The organism is gamma proteobacterium symbiont of Lampromicra miyakona, assembly GCF_059730895.1.
This window is the reverse complement of the sequence record NZ_AP035932.1, coordinates 2,671,745-2,689,338: the sequence shown is the minus strand read 5'-3', so window position 1 is coordinate 2,689,338 and position 17,594 is coordinate 2,671,745. Positions and strand designations below refer to the sequence as shown.

Genomic DNA, 17,594 nt, shown 5'->3' with positions numbered 1-17,594 from the left:
ACGGCGCGCCCTGGAAGCGGGAAAGTGTGATGGAACTGAATAAGATCATTAAAGAGATTGGCCGTGGCAAGAATCACGCACGCGATATCGACTTTGACACTGCCGTGGCGCTTTACAGCGCGATGCTGGCGGACGAGGTGCCGGATCTCGAACTGGGTGGCGTGCTGATTGCGCTGCGCATCAAAGGCGAAGGGGAAGCAGAGATGCGCGGCTTCTACCACGCGATGCAGCAGCGCATGATGCGGCTGCAGGCCCCGGCACAGCGTCCGATGCCCATTGTGATCCCCAGCTATAACGGCGCGCGTCGCCAGGGCAACCTGACGCCGCTGCTGGCGCTGCTGCTGGTTAAGCTCGGTTTTCCGGTGTTGCTGCACGGCGTCAGCGACGACCCAACCCGCGTAACCAGCGAAGCGGTGCTGGCGGCACTGGATATCGCGCCAGTGACCAGCGCGCAACAGGCGCAGGCGAAACTCGACGCTGGCGAGCTGGCGTTCATCACCATCGATAATTTATGTGCGCCAATGGCTAAACAGCTGGCGCTGCGCTGGCGCATGGGCGTGCGTAACAGCGCGCACACGCTGGCCAAGCTGGCGACGCCGTTTGCCGAACGCGCCGCGCTGCGGCTGGCGAGCGTGTCGCATCCGGAATATGTGCCGCGCGTGGGGAAATTCTTCCAGGATATCGATGCACCGGCCATTCTGCTGAACGGCACTGAAGGTGAGGTCTATGCCAATCCGCAGCGCTGCCCGGCGATTAATTATATTCGCGGTGCTGGCGCAGAAGCGGAAGTGTGGGTCGAGCGGCAGCCGGAGGTCGCGCTGGCGTTAGCAGAGAGCAAAGGCGCCCAGGATACCGCAGCGTGGATCCGTCAGGTGCTGGCCGGTGAACGCGCGGTGCCGCAGGCGCTGCGCCTGCAGCTGGCGTGCTGTCTGGTGGCGACCGGCGAAGCCGCAACAATGGCCGATGCCGAAACGCGGTTACAGCAGGCGGGAATTTAACCGGGCTGCCCGGCCGGCTATGCACGAAAAACCTGGGCGGTGACGGCGGTCACCGCAGCGGTTGCGCAGGGGGTGCACGCCTGCGCAGCTGAAGGAGCTTGCTGAGCAGCGCCATCAGCGTTTAATCAGTACGCTCTCCACCAGCTGCTGCCAGAACGTAATACCAATCGGCAGCAGCGCATCGTTGAAATCATAGTTCGCATTGTGCAGCGGGGCTGAGGGCGTGGCACCGTCGGCGCCGAGCCAGAAATAGGCGCCGGGACAGGCTTCCAGCATGCAGGCGAAATCTTCAGACGCCATTGACGGGTTAACCTGCCAGTGCACCTGCTGTTCGCCCAGTAGCTGGCACGCCACGTCACGCACCTGCTCAGCCGGGGCAACATGGTTGGCGGTGACCGGATAGCCGGGATACCAGTGAATCTCGCCGCTGACGCCAAACGGGCGCGGCAGGGTCGTCACAAAATCTTCAATCAGACCGCGCACGCGGTTGCGCACGTCGGTCTGCAGACATCGCACCGTACCGCGCAGCGTGATCTGCTCCGGAATGACGTTGATGGCTTCGCCACCGTGAATCTGGGTGACGCTGACCACCGCCGACGCCAGCGGTGACAGGCGGCGCGACGGGATGGTTTGCAGCGCCAGAATCAGCTCGGCGGCCACCACCATCGGGTCGGCACCGCTTTCCGGCATCGCCGCGTGGCAGCTTTTGCCGTGCAGCGTAATCTCAAACGAATCCAGCGATGCCATCATCGCGCCCGGATTTACCGCCAGCGTTCCCACCGGCAGCCCCGGCCAGTTGTGCATCGCGTACACCGCATCCATCGGGAAGCGCTGAAACAGACCTTCTTCCACCATCTTGCGCGCACCACCGAGATTCTCTTCGGCTGGCTGAAACAGGAAATGTACGGTGCCCTTAAAGTTGCGTGTGGCGGCCAGCTGACAGGCTGCGGCCAGCAGTATCGCGGTGTGGCCATCGTGACCGCAGGCATGCATCACGCCTGGCCGGCTCGATTTCCACTGCGCATCGCCTTTTTCGGTGATCGGCAGGGCATCCATATCGGCGCGCAGGCCGATGACCGGACCGGGGCCGTTTTCCAGCGTGCCGATCACGCCAGTGCCGGCGAGGCCGCGAAACACCTGCAGTCCGGCATCGGTCAACACCTGTGCCACCAGCTCGCTGGTCTGCTGCTCCTGGTAACCCAGTTCAGGATGTTGATGTAACTGACGACGCCAGGTGAGGGCGTTTTCCAGCAGGACAGCAGGCAGGCTCATAAAGTAAGGCTCCATCAGCAGCGTCAGCTGCGCAATCTCCGACGCGGGAAGTTAAGTGTCCACTGTAGTGGCAAGCGCAGGGGGCGTCTATCGTGGAAAGGAATAATTTGGCTATAGGCTATAGCGGAATGGCATAAAGGGACAAGGTCGGCATGAATGCCGACCCTACACAATGCACTCTTTTGGAACAATGTTACGGCTTAACAGGCCAACACGACGTTATTGTTTAGCCGGGGTAACCTACCGTAGGGTGCGCATTGATGCGCACCTGGAAACTACTTCAGCATTGGCAGATTAAGGCCGTGCTGCTCTGCGCAGGACTGCGCCAGCTCGTAGCCTGCATCGGCATGACGCATCACGCCGGTGGCTGGGTCGTTCCACAGCACGCGACCAAGGCGCGCATCTGCTTCAGCCGTACCGTCACAGACGATCACCACCCCGGAATGCTGCGAGAAGCCCATACCGACGCCGCCGCCGTGGTGCAAACTGACCCACGTGGCTCCGCCGGCGGTGTTCAGCAATGCGTTCAGCAGCGGCCAGTCCGACACCGCATCCGAGCCATCCTTCATCGCCTCGGTTTCACGGTTAGGCGAGGCCACCGAACCGCAGTCGAGGTGGTCACGGCCGATCACGATCGGCGCTTTCAGCTCGCCGTTGCGCACCATCTCATTGAACGCCAGCGCGGCTTTATGCCGCTCGCCCAGCCCCAGCCAGCAGATACGCGCTGGCAGGCCCTGGAAGGCGATGCGTTCCTGCGCCATATCCAGCCAGCGGTGCAGGTTTTTGTGTTCCGGGAACAGCTCTTTCAGTTTGGCGTCGGTTTTGTAGATATCTTCCGCATCGCCCGAGAGCGCCACCCAGCGGAATGGGCCTTTACCCTCGCAGAACAGCGGACGAATATACGCCGGCACGAAGCCCGGGAAGTCAAAGGCATTTTTCACCCCTTCATCCAGCGCTACCTGACGAATGTTGTTGCCGTAATCCACGGTCGGCACACCCATGTGGTGGAAGTCGAGCATCGCCTGTACGTGCTGCGCCATGGAAGCGCGTGCCGCTTTCTCTACCGCTTTCGGATTGCTGACGCGCTCGGCTTCCCAGCGCGCCACGTCCCAGCCCACCGGCAGATAGCCATTGATCGGGTCGTGCGCGGAGGTCTGATCGGTCACGATGTCAGGCTTCATGCCGCCCGCTTTCGCGCGCTGCACCAGTTCCGGGACCAGCTCGGCCGCGTTGCCCAGCAGGCCCACGGAGATCGCCTGGCCGGCTTCGGTGGCATCTTTGATCAGCGCCAGCGCCTCATCCAGGCTGTAGGCTTTATGGTCGAGGTAGCGGGTGCGCAGACGGAAATCGATGCGCGACTCCTGGCACTCAATCGCCAGCACGCAGGCACCGGCCAGCACGCCCGCCAGCGGCTGCGCGCCGCCCATGCCGCCCAGACCGGCGGTGAGGATCCAGCGGCCCGTCAGGTCACTGTTGTAGTGCTGGCGACCGGCTTCAGCGAAGGTTTCAAAGGTACCCTGCACGATGCCCTGCGCGCCGATATAGATCCATGAACCAGCGGTCATCTGGCCATACATCATCAGCCCGGCCTTATCCAGTTCGTGGAAGTGATCCCATGTCGCCCAGTGCGGCACCAGGTTGGAGTTGGCCAGCAGTACGCGCGGCGCATCGGCATGGGTGCGGAACACACCGACCGGCTTGCCGGACTGAATCAGCAGCGTCTCTTCCGGCTGCAGCGCGCGCAGCGAGCGCAGAATCTGCTCAAAGCACGCCCAGTTGCGCGCGGCTTTGCCGATTCCGCCATACACCACCAGATCCTCCGGGCGTTCGGCCACGTCAGGATCGAGGTTGTTCTGAATCATGCGGTATGCCGCTTCAATCAGCCAGTTGGCGCAGTGCAGTTCATTACCGCGCGGCGCACGGATTTCACGGGCAACAGCCTGAGTCAAAGTTTCGCTCATCATCGGTTCCTTAATTAGCAGTAGAACGCTGGCTTGGCAGCAGCGCAGTAAGGGTTTCAGGCCAGACATAACTGCTGGCCCACAGGCGCATGGCATCAATGTCCGGCGCCAGTAAACGGTCCTGATCGAGGAAGGCGACCTGCGCACGAATGCGGCTCATCTCCTGTTCGATCGCGGCAGAGCTTTGCAGCGGGCGGTGGAAGTCGATGCCCTGCGCCGCCGCCATCGCTTCAATGCCGACCACGGCAGCAGTGTTGAAGCACATCTCGCCCAGGCGGCGTGCCGCGTAGGTGGCCATCGATACGTGATCTTCCTGATTGGCTGAGGTCGGCAGGCTGTCGATGCTGCCCGGGTGCGCCAGCGATTTGTTTTCTGAGGCCAGCGCGGCAGCGGTGACCTGCGCAATCATAAAGCCCGAGTTCACGCCGCCGTCGCGCACCAGGAAGGGCGGCAGACCGGAAAGGCCGGTGTCGAGCAGCAGCGCCAGACGGCGTTCGGAAATCGCGCCGACTTCCGCAATCGCCAGCGCGATGATGTCGGCGGCAAAGGCCACCGGCTCGGCGTGGAAGTTACCGCCGGAGATCACGTCGCCGCTGTCGCTGAAGACCAGCGGGTTGTCGGAGGCGGCGTTGGCTTCAATCTGCAGCACGCGCGCGGCATGGCTGAGGTTATCGAGACAGGCGCCCATCACCTGCGGCACGCAGCGAATCGAATAGGGATCCTGTACGCGTCCGCAGTTGCTGTGCGAACTGAGAATTTCGCTGCCTTCAAGCAGCGAGGCTACCGCAGCGGCGACGGCAATCTGCCCGTGCTGGCCGCGCGCCTGATGAATGCGTGCATCAAAAGGTTTTACCGAACCTTTGATCGCTTCCAGCGACAGCGCACCGGCCATCAGCCCGGCGGCAAACAGATTTTCGGCTTCAAACAGACCACGCAGCGCCAGCGCGGTAGAGACCTGAGTGCCGTTGAGCAACGCCAGACCCTCTTTTGGCCCCAGCACAATCGGCTGCAGGCCGACGCGGGCCAGGCCTTCGCTGGCGGGCACCAGCTGGCCGTCAATGCGCACCTGGCCTTCACCGAGCAGCATCAGGGAGAGATGCGCCAGCGGCGCCAGATCGCCGGATGCGCCAACCGATCCCTTCGCCGGGATGCACGGCATCACGCCAGCGTTGAACAGCGCCAGCAGCGTGTCAATCAGTTCCATGCGGATGCCCGAGTGGCCGCGTGCCAGGCTGATGATTTTGCTGGCGACCACCAGGCGGGTGACGTTGTCCGGCAGCAGATCGCCGAGGCCGACGCTGTGTGACAGCACCAGGTTACGCTGCAGTTCCGCCAGGCGTTCGGCGGGAATCTGCGTCTGCGCCAGCTTGCCGAAGCCGGTGTTGATGCCGTACACCACCTTGCCGGAGGCGACGATGGCCTCGACGGTTTCACGGGCGCGGTCAATATCCGCCCGCGCTTCCTCTGCCAGCTGCAGCATCACCTTCTCCTGATAAATACGGCGTAAGGTGGCGAGGTCCACTTCACCGGGAACGAGGCGAATTGCCTGAACCGAACCTGACATAGTCTACTCCTGTCTATACAAGTTATCTGCCACGTTGTGGCGGTGCGCAAGATGCGATGGCATCCGCCAGAGACGCTATAAGTGTTGTGAGTGAAGCATAAGTGTCTAATCTTGTCTATACAAGTAGCAAGCGCTGTGCCAGATTGATCGTATTCTGTGAAACGTGCCGCAATGCGGGCGCGGCAACCTCCAGCCTGGTACGCTGCACCAAAAGCGGGCGGCGACTGCACCACGCGGGCAGGCTTTGCACTATTGGATGTATATACATTTAGGCGGCGAGACAGTAAACTTCACACATCATTCGGAAAAGGAACAGGAAATGGCGGAGCAAACGGCAATCGCACAGCTGGCGGCAGCGATGGGGGATGAACCCGCGCCCATTTACCAGCGCGTTAAGCAGGCAATCGTCAGCCAGATCCGCGAAGGTCACTGGAAAGCCAATCAGCGGGTGCCGTCGGAGAGCGAGCTGGTCAATGAACTGGGCGTCAGCCGCATGACCATCAACCGCGCGCTGCGGGAGCTCACCAGCGAAGGATTTCTGGTGCGCATGCAGGGCGTCGGGACCTTTGTCGCGGAGATGAAGGGCTACACCGCAATGCTGGAAGTGCATAACATCGCCGATGAAATTGCCCAGCGCGGCCACACGCACAGCTGCAAAATTCTCTCGATAGGTCAGATGAAGGCCGATCCGGAACAGGCGGCGGTGCTGGGACTCTCCACCGGCCAGACGCTGTATCATTCGCTGATCGTGCACTACGAAAATGAGCTGCCGGTGCAGCTGGAAGATCGTCTGGTCAATCCGCTGGTCGCGCCTGACTACCTCAGCCAGGATTACCACAGCCTGACGCCGTATACCTATCTGATGCGCGTCGCCCCGCTGACTGCCGGTGAGCATATCGTTGAAGCGGTACTGCCGGATTTGCGCCAGCGTAAGCATCTGGCGCTGGATGAGCACGAGCCGTGCCTGCTTATCCGTCGCCAGACGTGGAGCGACAACAAAATCGTTACCTATGCGCGCCTGCTCTATCCAGGCTCACGCTACAAATTGCTGGGCCGCTTCAGGGGACACGGCTAAGCGCGATAAACAGCAGGCTGGCCTCTGCCGTTTGCGGCACCAGCTGCTGCTGCTCCTGCAGCCACCACATTCCCTGCTGCGCCTGCAGCGTCTCGCCCGCACTGCTGCGCCATGTACCGGCCAGCACATACGCCACGCCATGCAGGCTGCTGACCGTCTGCTGCTCCACGCTTACCGCCGCGCGCCAGCTGTCGCGCCGCGTCATGATATTGAAGTCCTGACAGCTGCCGCTAACCTGCGCCTCTATCGCCCATTCGCCGGGAAAGGCCCACGGCTGATGGGGCAGCAACGGCTGTTCGGCCTGTTCACAGCGCAGCAGCACGCTATCGCCCTGAAGCAGGGTAATTACCCGATCGACGCCGGGGAAGGGCGAGAACGGCCCGTCGGCGTCGATGGTGGCGATGCTGGCGCGCCACTGGAACTCTGCTGCGCCCGGCGGATAGCTGATAATTTCGCGCGTTTCCCCACCGCCGTTGCGCCAGCGGCTGACCGGCAGCTGCGCGTAGTCAAAGCGCGCGATCATTGCAGTGCCCGCATTGCCCGGGCGAAGCCAGCGGCGGCCGCTTCTTCCGCCGCGTGGTGGCCTTGCTGAATCACCGGCTGTCCGGCAACAAACACGTCTCGAATTTGCTGGCTGCTGCCGGCAAACAGCCAGCGATTGATCAGCGCGGCGGAACTGACGCTGGCCAGCAGCGCATCCTCCTCCAGCACCAGCCAGTCGGCGCGTTTGCCCACCGCCAGCTCACCGCCGGCAATACCACAGGCCTGCGCGCCGCCCTGCGCTGCCTGCTGCCACAGCAGATCGCCGACCGAAGGTTGATCGGTGAGCGTGATGCGGTTGCGGCGACGGTCGCGCAGCCGCTGGCCATACTCCAGCCAGCGCAGCTCCTCCAGCGCACTGAGCGAAACGTGGCTGTCGGAGCCAATGCCCCAGCGCCCGCCGCGCCCGATGTACTCCACCGCCGGGAAGATGCCGTCGCCGAGGTTGGCTTCGGTGGTGGGACACAGCCCGGCAATGGCACCGCTCTCCGCCATGCGCGCGATCTCCGGCTGATCGAGATGGGTGGCGTGAATCAGGCACCAGCGCGCATCGACGGCAAAGCGGTTATACAGCCACGCCACCGGCCGCTCGCCGCTCCACGCCAGACTGTCATTGACCTCTTTTTCCTGCTCGGCAACGTGAATGTGCACCGGCAGATGCGCAGCGCTGGCGGCCAGCACTTCATGCATCTGGGCTTCGCTCACCGCGCGCAGCGAGTGGAAGCACAGGCCGTGATTGATCAGCGGCTGCTGCGCGCTCCACTGCGCGACGCGCTGCTGCTGTTGCAGATAGGCATCGGTGTGCTGAATGAAGCGTCGCTGACCGTCGCTGGCCGGCTGCGCACCGAAGCCGCTGTAGCTGTACAGCACTGGCAGCAGCGTCTGGCCGATACCGGCGGTGTGCGCCGCCTGCATTAGCTGGTGCAGCATCGCATCGTCGGCGTACGGCTGGCCGTGCGGATCGTGATGCAGATAGTGAAATTCCGCCACCTGGCTGTAGCCGCCTTTGAGAATATCAATGTAGAGATGGGTGGCGATGGCACCGACCTGCTCAGGCGACAGGCGCTGCACCATGCGGTACATCAGATCGCGCCACGTCCAGAAGCTGTCCTGCGGATCGCCTGCCACTTCCGCCAGCCCGGCCATGGCGCGCTGGAAGGCATGGGAATGCAGGTTGGCCATTGCCGGAATCACCGGGCCGGCCAGGCGCACGGCGTCACCGGGCGTACTGTCGGCGGTAAGGGCGCGAATAAATCCCTGATCGTCGGTTGCGATCAGCACGTTTTCCTGCCAGCCGTCGGCCAGGCGTGCGCGTGGGGCAAAATAAACTGCCATGGTTGATCCTCAATGGCGGAAAGTTGTATATACATATACATACTTTGAGGCGCAGTGTAAATCGCCAGACAAAAGGGGAGTGGGATGGCAAGTAAACAGATCGACAGCCTGTGGCTGGGGGCCGATGTGGTCACCATGCGTGACGGTCGCTATAACCTGATTGAGGATGGCGCCGTGGCGGTGGATAACGGCGAGCTGGTGTGGGTCGGCCCGCGCAGTGCGTTACCGGACTTTGCCCCGCGCCGGCAGCAGCAGTTTGACGGCGGCATCATTACGCCCGGTCTGGTGGATTGCCACACGCATCTGGTGTTTGGCGGCGATCGCAGCCAGGAGTTCGAACAGCGGCTCAACGGCGTGAGCTACGCGGAGATCGCCGCGCAGGGCGGCGGCATCCTGTCGACGGTGCGCGCCACGCGCGCGGCCAGCCAGCAGCAGCTGGTGGATTCGGCGCGCTGGCGGCTCGATCGCCTGCTGGCCGAAGGCGTTACCACGGTGGAGATTAAATCCGGCTACGGCCTGGACGAAGAGAGCGAGCTCACTCTGCTGCGCGCTATCCGCGAGCTGGCGCAGTCGGTGCCTGCCGATGTGCAGGCCACCTGCCTGGCGGCGCACGGCTTCCCGCCAGAGTTCAGGGATAACCCGCAGGGCTGGATTGATATTATCTGTCAACGCCTGTTAGCGCGGGTGAAAGCGGAGGGGCTGGCGGATGCGGTCGACGCGTTTTGCGAACACCTGGCGCTGTCACCGCAGCAGGTGAGCGCGGTATTTGATGCCGCCAAAGCGCTCGGCCTGCCGGTGAAGCTGCATGCTGAACAGCTGTCGGCGCTCGGCGGTGCCGCACTGGCGGCGCGCTATGGCGCGCTCTCTGCCGATCACCTCGAATATGCCACCGAACAGGATGCGCGCGCGATGGCGGAACATGGCACGGTGGCGGTACTGCTGCCCGGAGCGTTCTACCTGCTGCGCGAGACGCAGCGTCCGCCGGTCGAACTGTTCCGCCAGCACGGCGTGCCGATGGCGCTGGCCAGCGATGCCAATCCGGGCACGTCACCGGCGTTGTCGCTACGGCTGATGCTGAACATGGGCTGTACGCTGTTTGGCCTGACGCCGGAGGAAGCGCTGGCCGGCGTCACACTGTGGGGCGCGAAGGCGCTTGGCCTGCAGGCCACGCACGGCTCGCTGGAGCCAGGCAAAGTAGCCAATTTTGTCCACTGGCCGCTGGCTCGCCCGGCTGAGCTGGTTTACTGGCTGGGCGGCGAACTGCCGTGCCAGGTTATCTATCGTGGAGAAGCGCAATGACCCCTTTTCATTTCACCGCCGGTAAGCTACCGCTGCTGGTCAGTATTCCGCATGCCGGTACCCAACTGACGCCGGAGGTTGACGCCGGGCTGAGCGAGGCCGCGCGCGGCCTGCCGGATACCGACTGGCATATTCCGCTGCTGTACGACTTTGTGCGCGACCTCGGTGCCAGCGTGCTGATTGGGCACTACTCGCGCTTCGTGATCGATCTCAACCGTCCGCCGGACAACCAGCCGCTGTACAGCACGGCCACCACCGGGCTCTATCCGGAGACGCTGTTTGATGGCACGCCGACCTTCAAACCCGGCATGACGCCAGACAACGCGGCGCGTCAGCGCTATCTGGAGACTATCTGGCAGCCCTATCATCAGCAGATTCAGCAGGAGCTGGCGCGGCTGAAAGCTGAACATGGCTATGCGCTGCTGTTTGATGCGCACTCCATCGCCTCGGTGATTCCGCGCCTGTTCGACGGCCAGCTGCCGGATCTGAACATCGGCACCAACGATGGCGCCAGCTGTTCGGCGGCCAGCATCGCGGCGATTGAACAGGTGTGTGCCGCGCAAAGCGACTACAGCTGGGTGGTGAACGGACGCTTCAAAGGCGGCTATATCACGCGCGCTTACGGCCAGCCAGCGCAGGGCGTGCAGGCGGTGCAGCTGGAGCTGGCGCAGCTGAATTACATGGATGAGGCGCCGCCGTTTGCCTGGCAGCAGGGTCGCGCCACGCGGTTGCAGCACGTGCTGAAGCCGCTGCTACAGGCGTTTCTGCAGGCGGGGAAAGCCGTTTAATTGATGCGGGTCGCCATCACGGTGACCCCGTTTCTCATGTGGCGGATGTACAACCGCTGCCTCACTCCCCAATGCTGTGCAACCCCTGCCCTGAAAGTGTGCACGACGCGGTCCGCCTGACGCCGATCCCCTACGTTTACCGTCTTTGCCGATCTGGCACAGCCCTTGCTAGCTTGTATGTACAAGTAAAGACCGCGCGGCAATGATGACTATTCATTCTGGCTGGCTCACAAAAAGCTTATGCCGACAATGATCTGCCGCAAGCTAACTTGTATATACATGAAATGTCATTTGCGCTGTATCAGCCAACAGAGACAGCCAGATTTGTTAACCACCAGGAGAAGACGTATGACACACCGTGCCCCGTTTCGCCGTTTTTGCCTTACCACGCTGTTTGCCAGCCTGATGCTGGCCGGCGTGGCTGCCGAGGCCAAAGAGTGGAAATCCATCACCATCGCCACTGAAGGCAGCTATGAGCCGTGGAACCTGACGCTGCCGGGCGGCAAGCTGGGCGGCTTCGAACCTGAACTGATGGAAGATCTGTGCAAGCGCATGAGCATTCAGTGCAAGCTGGTGGTGCAGAACTGGGACGGGATGATTGCCGGACTGAACGCCGGGAAATATGACGTCATCATGGATGCGATTGTGATTACGCCGGACCGGAAAAAAGTAGTCAACTTCACCACGCCGTACGCGTCAACGCCGGCGACCTTCATCACCAGCAAAGATAACCCGCTGCTGCCGGCCGATAAGAACATCATCAAACTGCACGACGACGAGGCTGCCATCAATGCGGCCATCGCCCCGCTGAAGGCGGCGCTCAAGGGCAAAACCATCGGCATTGCCTCCGGCACCGTGTATACGCCGTTTATCGATAAATACTTTAAAGACGTGGCCGATGTGCGCGAATACACCGCTTCGGCGGATGCGATTCTCGATCTGCAGGCGGGCCGCATTGATGCGGTGTTTGATGACGTGACCTTCGCGCAGTCGATGCTGGCGCGTAAAGAGAACAGCAACCTGACGTTCAGCGGCCCGCAGCTGGGCGGTCCGATCTGGGGGGAAGGCGAAGCGATGGGCGTGCGCATGGCTGATAACGATCTGAAGGCCAAACTCGATGCGGCCATTCACGCTGCGCTGGCGGACGGCACGGTGAAAAAGCTGAGCGAGAAGTGGTTTAAAACTGACGTAACGCCGTAAGTGAGGTGAAAGATGATGAGCCTGCTGAGTTTTGGTGCAGATGGCTGGGGTCGCCTGATTCTGAGCGCCGCCGGTACCACGCTGCTGCTGTCGCTGGCGGCGCTGATGATTGGCGCTGTGGTCGGTTCCGGCGTGGCGGCGGCGAAACTCTCGCACCAGCGCTGGCTGCGCTGGCTGGGTGAAAGCTATTCGGTGGTGTTTCGCGGCATCCCGGAATTGCTGGTGATCTACCTGTTCTACTTCGGTGGATCGGGGTTGATCACGCTGGTCGGCCAGCTGTTTGGTGCTGACGGCTTTATTGAAGCGCCGCCGTTCCTGATTGGCGCGCTGGCGATCGGGCTCATCTCCGGATCCTATCAGGGTGAAGTGTATCGCGCTGCGCGCCTGGCGCTGGCCAAGGGCGAAGTCGAAGCGGCGGTAGCCATCGGGATGCCGCGCTGGCGTATCGCCCAGCGCATCCTCGTCCCGCAGATTGTGCGCTACGCGCTGCCGGGGATGTCCAACGTCTGGCAGATGAGCCTGAAAGATTCGGCGCTGGTGTCAGTGACCGGCATCGTCGAGCTGATGCGCGCCAGCCAGGTGGCGGCCGGGTCAACGCGCGATTACTTCACCTTTTACCTGATTGGCGGTGGCTGCTATCTGCTGCTGACACTGCTGTCGAACCATGCGTTTCGCCGCGCGGAATCGCGCCTCGGCCGCGCATGGCAAAGTCGCACTGCGGCACAGCACTAAGGAGCAGCAGCATGATCGACTTCGCTTTTCTTGCCGACACTTTTCTTAAGCTGAGCGCGGCGCTGCCGGTGACGCTCGGACTGTTTATCAGCGCCTTTGTTTGCGGCGGGCTGCTGGCGCTGGGCATTCTGGCGCTGCGCATGAGCCGCTGGCGGCTGCTGAGTGGTTTTGCGCGCGGCTATATTCTGGTGTTTCGCGGCTCGCCGCTGCTGATTCAGCTGTTTCTTATCTACTACGGGCTCGGCCAGTTTGGCGTGATTCGCCACAGCTTCGTCTGGCCGTTTCTGCGCGAGCCGTTTATCTGCGCGGTGCTGGCGCTGTCGCTGTGTACCGCCGCTTACACCGCTGAGATCCTGCGCGGTGCGCTGCTGGCGGTGCCGGCAGGTCAGGTCGAAGCCGGGCTGGCCTGCGGCATGTCACGCTGGCTGCTGCTGCGCCGCATCATCGCGCCGATCATGCTGCGCTATGCGCTGCCGGCGTACTCCACCGAGGCGATTCTGCTGGTGAAATCCACCGCGCTCGCCAGCCTGGTCACGGTGTGGGATGTCACCGGCGTGGCGCAGCAGATCATCCAGCGTACCTATCGCACCATGGAAGTATTTGTCTGCGCTGCGGCGATCTACCTGATTCTCAACTTTATTATCGTCCAGCTGTACGCGCTGTTAGAGCGCCGTCTGACCCCGGTGCACCGCGCTGAAAAAAAGCCGCTGCCCGCCGTTAAACCGCTTGCCGGAGAGTAATATGCATTCCACTTCACCAGTCACCTTGTCCGCCACTGATATCCATAAATCCTTTGGCGCTATGGAGGTGCTCAAAGGCATCTCGCTGCAGGCGCATCAGGGCGATGTTATTTCAATTCTCGGTGCCAGCGGCTCGGGCAAAAGTACCTTGCTGCGCTGCATCAATCTGCTGGAGACGCCGGATGCCGGCGTGGTGAGCGTCGGCGGCGAAACCATTGAAATGAAGCGCCACGCGCGCGGCCATCAGCTGGCGGCGAATCCTAAGCAGATTGAACGCCTGCGCTCGCGGCTGGGCATGGTGTTTCAAAGCTTCAATCTGTGGTCGCACATGACGGTGCTGCAGAACGTGATTGAAGGTCCGCACTATGTGCTGAAGCGCGACAAAAAGAGTTGTATCGCCCAGGCAGAGCAGTTGCTGGATCGCGTCGGGCTGCTTAACCGCAAGGATTTTTATCCGGCGCAGCTCTCCGGCGGCCAGCAGCAGCGTGTGGCAATTGCCCGCGCGCTGGCGATGGATCCGGAAGTGATGCTGTTTGATGAGCCAACCTCGGCGCTCGACCCGGAACTGGTCGGCGAGGTGCTCAAAGTGATGCGCAGCCTGGCGGAAGAGGGGCGCACCATGCTGGTGGTGACGCACGAGATGGGCTTCGCGCGCAACGTCTCAAATCGCGTGGTGTTTATGCATCAGGGCAACATTGATTGCGAGGGCACGCCGGAAGCGATGTTTGGCGCCAGCGGTTCATCGCGCTTTAAGCAGTTTATCTCCAGCCATCAGAGCCATCACGCGGAGCAGCCAGTATGACCGTCGTCTGGGGCGATGCGCCGCTGACCTGGCAGGCGCTGGTACAGGTAGCGCGACATAACGCCGAACTGACGCTGAGCGCCGCCGCCTGGCAGCGCATTGCGCGCGGTCGCGAGATCGTCGAACAGATCGTTGCCAGCGGTCAGATTGCCTATGGCATCAACACCGGGCTGGGGGCGCTGTGTAACATCACGCTGCCAGAAGACCAGCTCAGCCAGCTGTCACGCAATACGTTGCTGAGCCACGCCTGCGGCGTCGGTCCGCTGCTGACACGCGAGCAGACGCGCGCCATTCTGTGTGCGGCCATCGCCAACTACAGCCACGGCAAATCCGGCGTTTCGGTGGCGCTGGTGCAGCATCTGCTGGCGCTGCTCAATCAGCAGATCACGCCGCAGGTGCCGTCGCAGGGTTCAGTCGGTTATCTCACCCACATGGCGCATATCGGGCTGGCGCTGATTGGCGTGGGCGAGGTTGAGTACCAGCAACAGGTGATGCCGGCGGAGCAGGCGCTGCGGCTGGCCGGTTTACAGCCGTATCGCCCCGGTGCCAAAGAGGGCCTGAGCCTGGTCAACGGTACGCCGTGCATGACCGGGCTGAGCTGTCTGGCGCTGGACGATGCGGCGCGGCTGCTGGATTGTGCGGATGTCACCGGCGCGATGAGCTTTGAAGCGCTGCGCGGTCAGCTGGCGGCCTTTGATGCCGAGGTGATTGCGCTGAAAGCCAGCCCCGGTATGCAGCACAGCGGCCAGCGTCTGCGTGCGCTGCTGAGCGACAGCCCGCTGCTGGCGGCGAGCTGCGGCATACGCACCCAGGATGCACTCAGCCTGCGTTCGATGCCGCAGGTGCACGGCGCCAGCCGCGATCAGTTCGCCCACGCGGCGCGTCAGCTTGAGATCGAGCTGAATGCCTGCACCGATAATCCGCTGGTGCTGGGCACGCCGGACGACTGGCGCGTGGTGTCGCAGGCCAATCCGCACGGCGAGTCGGTTGCCATGGCGGCCGATCTGCTGGCGATTGCCATGGCGGAGATTGGTAGCATTGCCGAGCGCCGGCTGGATCGGCTGGTCAATCCGCTGGTCAGCGGGCTGCCGCCGTTTCTGGTAGCGCAGCCGGGCGTCAACTCCGGCATGATGATCGCGCAATACGTGGCGGCTTCCCTGTGCGCGGAGAATCGTCAGCTGGCGCAGCCGGCGGTGCTGGACAATTACGTCACCTCGGGACTGCAGGAGGATCACCTCAGCCTCGGTACCGGCGCGGCGCTCAAGCTGCTCAGACTGCTGAATAACCTCTGGCAGGTGCTGGCGATTGAGTACCTGCTGGCGGCGCAGGCGCTGGATTTTCACGGTGAGGCGCAGCTGGCCCGCGGCACGGGCCGGGCGCTACGTGCGCTGCGCGCTGAGGTTGCTACCTGGCAGGAGGATCGCTGGCTGGCACCGGAGATAGCCCGGGCGGTGAAGGTATTACAGACGCTGGCCTGCTAGCGGCGCAATGTGTCGCGCCGCCAGTGTCCTGATTTAACCGCGGCGCGCGTCCGGGCGCACCAGATCAAAACGCTGATCTTCGCTGATCGCGTAATAGGCGGAAGGACCGCCGGCGCGCAGAATCGGCTGCGCTTTGGCGGTCTGATAGATGCCGTTCTCCAGCAGAGCTTCATCGATGTGAATCGCCACCGCTTCGCCCAGTACCAGCCAGCTCTCCAGCTCGCCCCCCTGTGCATCCTGCAGGCGAATCAGCTGCGTGAGGCGACACTCAAAGTTGACCGGGCTTTCTGCCACCATGCTGACGTTAACGTGGGAAGCGGCCAGCGGCGTCAGGCCGGCGAGGGCAAACTCGTCGTGATCGGACGGCACCGAGGCGGAGCTCTCATTCATGGCTTCTGCCAGTGGACGCGTCGCCAGGTTCCAGACGAACTCGCCGGTTTCACTGATATTCTGCACGCTGTCTTTCCAGCCGCTGCTGGCAAAACCAATGATTGGCGGATGGTAGTTAAAACAGTTAAAGAAACTATAGGGTGCCAGATTGCGCTGGCCGCTGGCGCTTTGCGAGCTAACCCAGCCAATCGGGCGCGGGCCGACGATGGCGTTGAGCGGATCGTGAGGCAGACCGTGTCCACTGCGTGGCTGATAAGTGTAACGTTGACGCATTTGCGCTCCTGATTCGTCCTGGATACTGCGTGTTCCGGCGGCGCTGGCGGCTGGACGCAGTATTGCGGATGCAGTTTTAGGGAGAATAGATTTAAATTCGTTGCACTAAATTTTCCTGGCGGATTGTGCGCTGCCGTCATCCAGCGTATCTTACGCGCGCATTAATGTCCGGAGAATCTATGAACAAGCCTGCCGCTACCGCGCTCTTTCATCCGCGTAACCGCCATCAGGGCCGTTATGATTTTGCTGCCCTGACTGCCGCGCATCCGCCGCTGGCGGACAAAGTGCGCCCCAATGGTTACGGTGAGCTGTCGGTCGATTTCGCCGATCCGCACGCGGTGCTGCTGCTGAATCAGGCGCTGCTGAAACTGTTTTATAACCTGAACTGGCAGCTGCCGGAAGGCTATCTGACGCCGCCGGTGCCGGGCCGCGCTGACTATATCCATGCGCTGGCGGATCTGCTGGCCAGCGATAACGGTGGCGTGCTGCCGCGCGATCTCGACGTGATGGATATTGGCTGCGGCGCCAACTGCATCTATCCGCTGATCGGTCACGCGGAGTATGGCTGGCGCTTTACCGGCACCGACATCAGCGCGGACGCTGTTAACGCCGCCAGTCAGATTGTGTCCAGCAATCCCGGCCTGCAGCGCGCCATTCGCCTGCGCCGTCAGAAGCAGGAGAGCGCGATTTTTGCTGGCGTGGTGCATAAGAACGAACGCTATCACGCAGTACTGTGTAATCCGCCGTTCCACGCCTCGGCGGCCGATGCGGCGGCCGGCAGCCAGCGTAAAGTGCGCAATCTCGGCCTGAGCAGGCAGGCGCCGCTTAACTTCGGCGGTCAGCATAACGAGCTGTGGTGCGACGGCGGTGAGCGTGCGTTTATCGGCCGGATGATCGATGAAAGCGTCGCGTTGGGCGATCGCATCGTCTGGTTTACCTCGCTGGTGTCGCGCAAAGAGCATCTGCCCGAGCTGCGCGATCGGCTGAAGGCGCACGACGCTTATCAGGTACGCATCGTCGACATGGCGCAGGGCCAGAAGCAGAGCCGCTTTATCGCCTGGACATTTTTACCGCCCGCCACGCGCGCGCAGCGTCTGGCACGTTAACCGCTGCTCAGGTAAAAAAAAGCCGCTACGGGGAACCG

16 protein-coding genes are annotated in these 17,594 nt (G+C 62.4%); 10 read left to right on the top strand and 6 right to left on the bottom strand.

All coding sequences use genetic code 11. The annotated features are described in order from the left end of the window. Positions 1-29 precede the first annotated feature (29 nt). Positions 30-998 carry a DNA-binding protein YbiB gene (ybiB, locus tag AC6I8P_RS12545; protein ID WP_021508440.1) on the top strand — a complete coding sequence of 323 codons (969 nt, stop codon included), beginning with the start codon at positions 30-32 and terminating at the stop codon, positions 996-998. 114 nt (positions 999-1,112) lie between these two features. Here ybiB and AC6I8P_RS12540 read toward each other — a convergent pair whose 3' ends face one another. From AC6I8P_RS12540 to hutH, 3 genes are all read right to left on the bottom strand, one after another. Further along, a complete protein-coding gene (locus AC6I8P_RS12540) occupies positions 1,113-2,270 on the bottom strand; it encodes a M20 aminoacylase family protein (RefSeq protein ID WP_421039387.1) in 1,158 nt (385 codons plus the stop codon). Positions 2,271-2,545: 275 nt separating this feature from the next. Further along, on the bottom strand, positions 2,546-4,231 hold the full coding sequence (gene hutU / locus AC6I8P_RS12535) for a urocanate hydratase (RefSeq protein WP_104092735.1): 1,686 nt from the start codon (positions 4,229-4,231) through the stop codon (positions 2,546-2,548). A gap of 10 nt (positions 4,232-4,241) precedes the next feature. Next, complete coding sequence (gene hutH / locus AC6I8P_RS12530) at positions 4,242-5,795, bottom strand: histidine ammonia-lyase (RefSeq protein ID WP_498030644.1); 1,554 nt, start codon at positions 5,793-5,795, stop codon at positions 4,242-4,244. A gap of 319 nt (positions 5,796-6,114) precedes the next feature. Between hutH and hutC the strand changes: the two genes are divergently transcribed. Further along, positions 6,115-6,870: a histidine utilization transcriptional repressor HutC gene (gene hutC / locus AC6I8P_RS12525; protein ID WP_021508436.1), complete on the top strand. Its 756-nt coding sequence runs from the start codon at positions 6,115-6,117 to the stop codon at positions 6,868-6,870. Here hutC and AC6I8P_RS12520 read toward each other — a convergent pair. Both AC6I8P_RS12520 and AC6I8P_RS12515 read right to left on the bottom strand, forming a co-directional pair. After that, a complete protein-coding gene (locus tag AC6I8P_RS12520) occupies positions 6,854-7,393 on the bottom strand; it encodes a HutD/Ves family protein (RefSeq protein WP_421039385.1) in 540 nt (179 codons plus the stop codon). The genes hutC and AC6I8P_RS12520 overlap by 17 nt on opposite strands. Then, complete coding sequence (locus AC6I8P_RS12515) at positions 7,390-8,745, bottom strand: formimidoylglutamate deiminase (RefSeq protein WP_421039384.1); 1,356 nt, start codon at positions 8,743-8,745, stop codon at positions 7,390-7,392. Before AC6I8P_RS12515 ends, AC6I8P_RS12520 begins: the two co-directional genes overlap by 4 nt. An 84-nt stretch (positions 8,746-8,829) precedes the next feature. Here AC6I8P_RS12515 and hutI point away from each other — a divergent pair, with 84 nt between their 5' ends. From hutI to AC6I8P_RS12480, 7 genes are all read left to right on the top strand, one after another. After that, positions 8,830-10,044: an imidazolonepropionase gene (gene hutI, locus AC6I8P_RS12510; protein WP_498030643.1), complete on the top strand. Its 1,215-nt coding sequence runs from the start codon at positions 8,830-8,832 to the stop codon at positions 10,042-10,044. Beyond that, positions 10,041-10,832: an N-formylglutamate deformylase gene (gene hutG / locus AC6I8P_RS12505; protein WP_125308418.1), complete on the top strand. Its 792-nt coding sequence runs from the start codon at positions 10,041-10,043 to the stop codon at positions 10,830-10,832. Before hutI ends, hutG begins: the two co-directional genes overlap by 4 nt. Positions 10,833-11,180: 348 nt before the next feature. Continuing rightward, positions 11,181-12,032, top strand: coding sequence for a transporter substrate-binding domain-containing protein (locus tag AC6I8P_RS12500; protein ID WP_058769505.1), 852 nt, complete (start codon positions 11,181-11,183; stop codon positions 12,030-12,032). A gap of 12 nt (positions 12,033-12,044) precedes the next feature. Then, positions 12,045-12,764 carry an ABC transporter permease gene (locus AC6I8P_RS12495; protein ID WP_031279871.1) on the top strand — a complete coding sequence of 240 codons (720 nt, stop codon included), beginning with the start codon at positions 12,045-12,047 and terminating at the stop codon, positions 12,762-12,764. Between the two features lie 11 nt (positions 12,765-12,775). Further along, the gene (locus tag AC6I8P_RS12490) at positions 12,776-13,504 is read left to right on the top strand and encodes an ABC transporter permease (protein WP_058757808.1); all 729 of its coding nucleotides are present in this window, start codon (positions 12,776-12,778) and stop codon (positions 13,502-13,504) included. 1 nt (position 13,505) lies between these two features. After that, the gene (locus AC6I8P_RS12485) at positions 13,506-14,306 is read left to right on the top strand and encodes an ABC transporter ATP-binding protein (RefSeq protein WP_021508428.1); all 801 of its coding nucleotides are present in this window, start codon (positions 13,506-13,508) and stop codon (positions 14,304-14,306) included. Then, entirely contained in the window at positions 14,303-15,787 is a 1,485-nt protein-coding gene (locus tag AC6I8P_RS12480; protein WP_125308422.1) for an HAL/PAL/TAL family ammonia-lyase, read from the top strand. The genes AC6I8P_RS12485 and AC6I8P_RS12480 overlap by 4 nt, the downstream gene beginning before the upstream one ends. Positions 15,788-15,820: 33 nt before the next feature. Here AC6I8P_RS12480 and AC6I8P_RS12475 read toward each other — a convergent pair whose 3' ends face one another. Continuing rightward, entirely contained in the window at positions 15,821-16,450 is a 630-nt protein-coding gene (locus AC6I8P_RS12475; protein WP_104187031.1) for a flavin reductase family protein, read from the bottom strand. A 179-nt stretch (positions 16,451-16,629) separates the two neighbouring features. On the opposite strand from AC6I8P_RS12475, the gene rlmF reads away from it, so the two are divergent. Next, a complete protein-coding gene (gene rlmF / locus AC6I8P_RS12470; RefSeq protein ID WP_125308424.1) occupies positions 16,630-17,556 on the top strand; it encodes a 23S rRNA (adenine(1618)-N(6))-methyltransferase RlmF in 927 nt (308 codons plus the stop codon). Positions 17,557-17,594 lie beyond the last annotated feature (38 nt).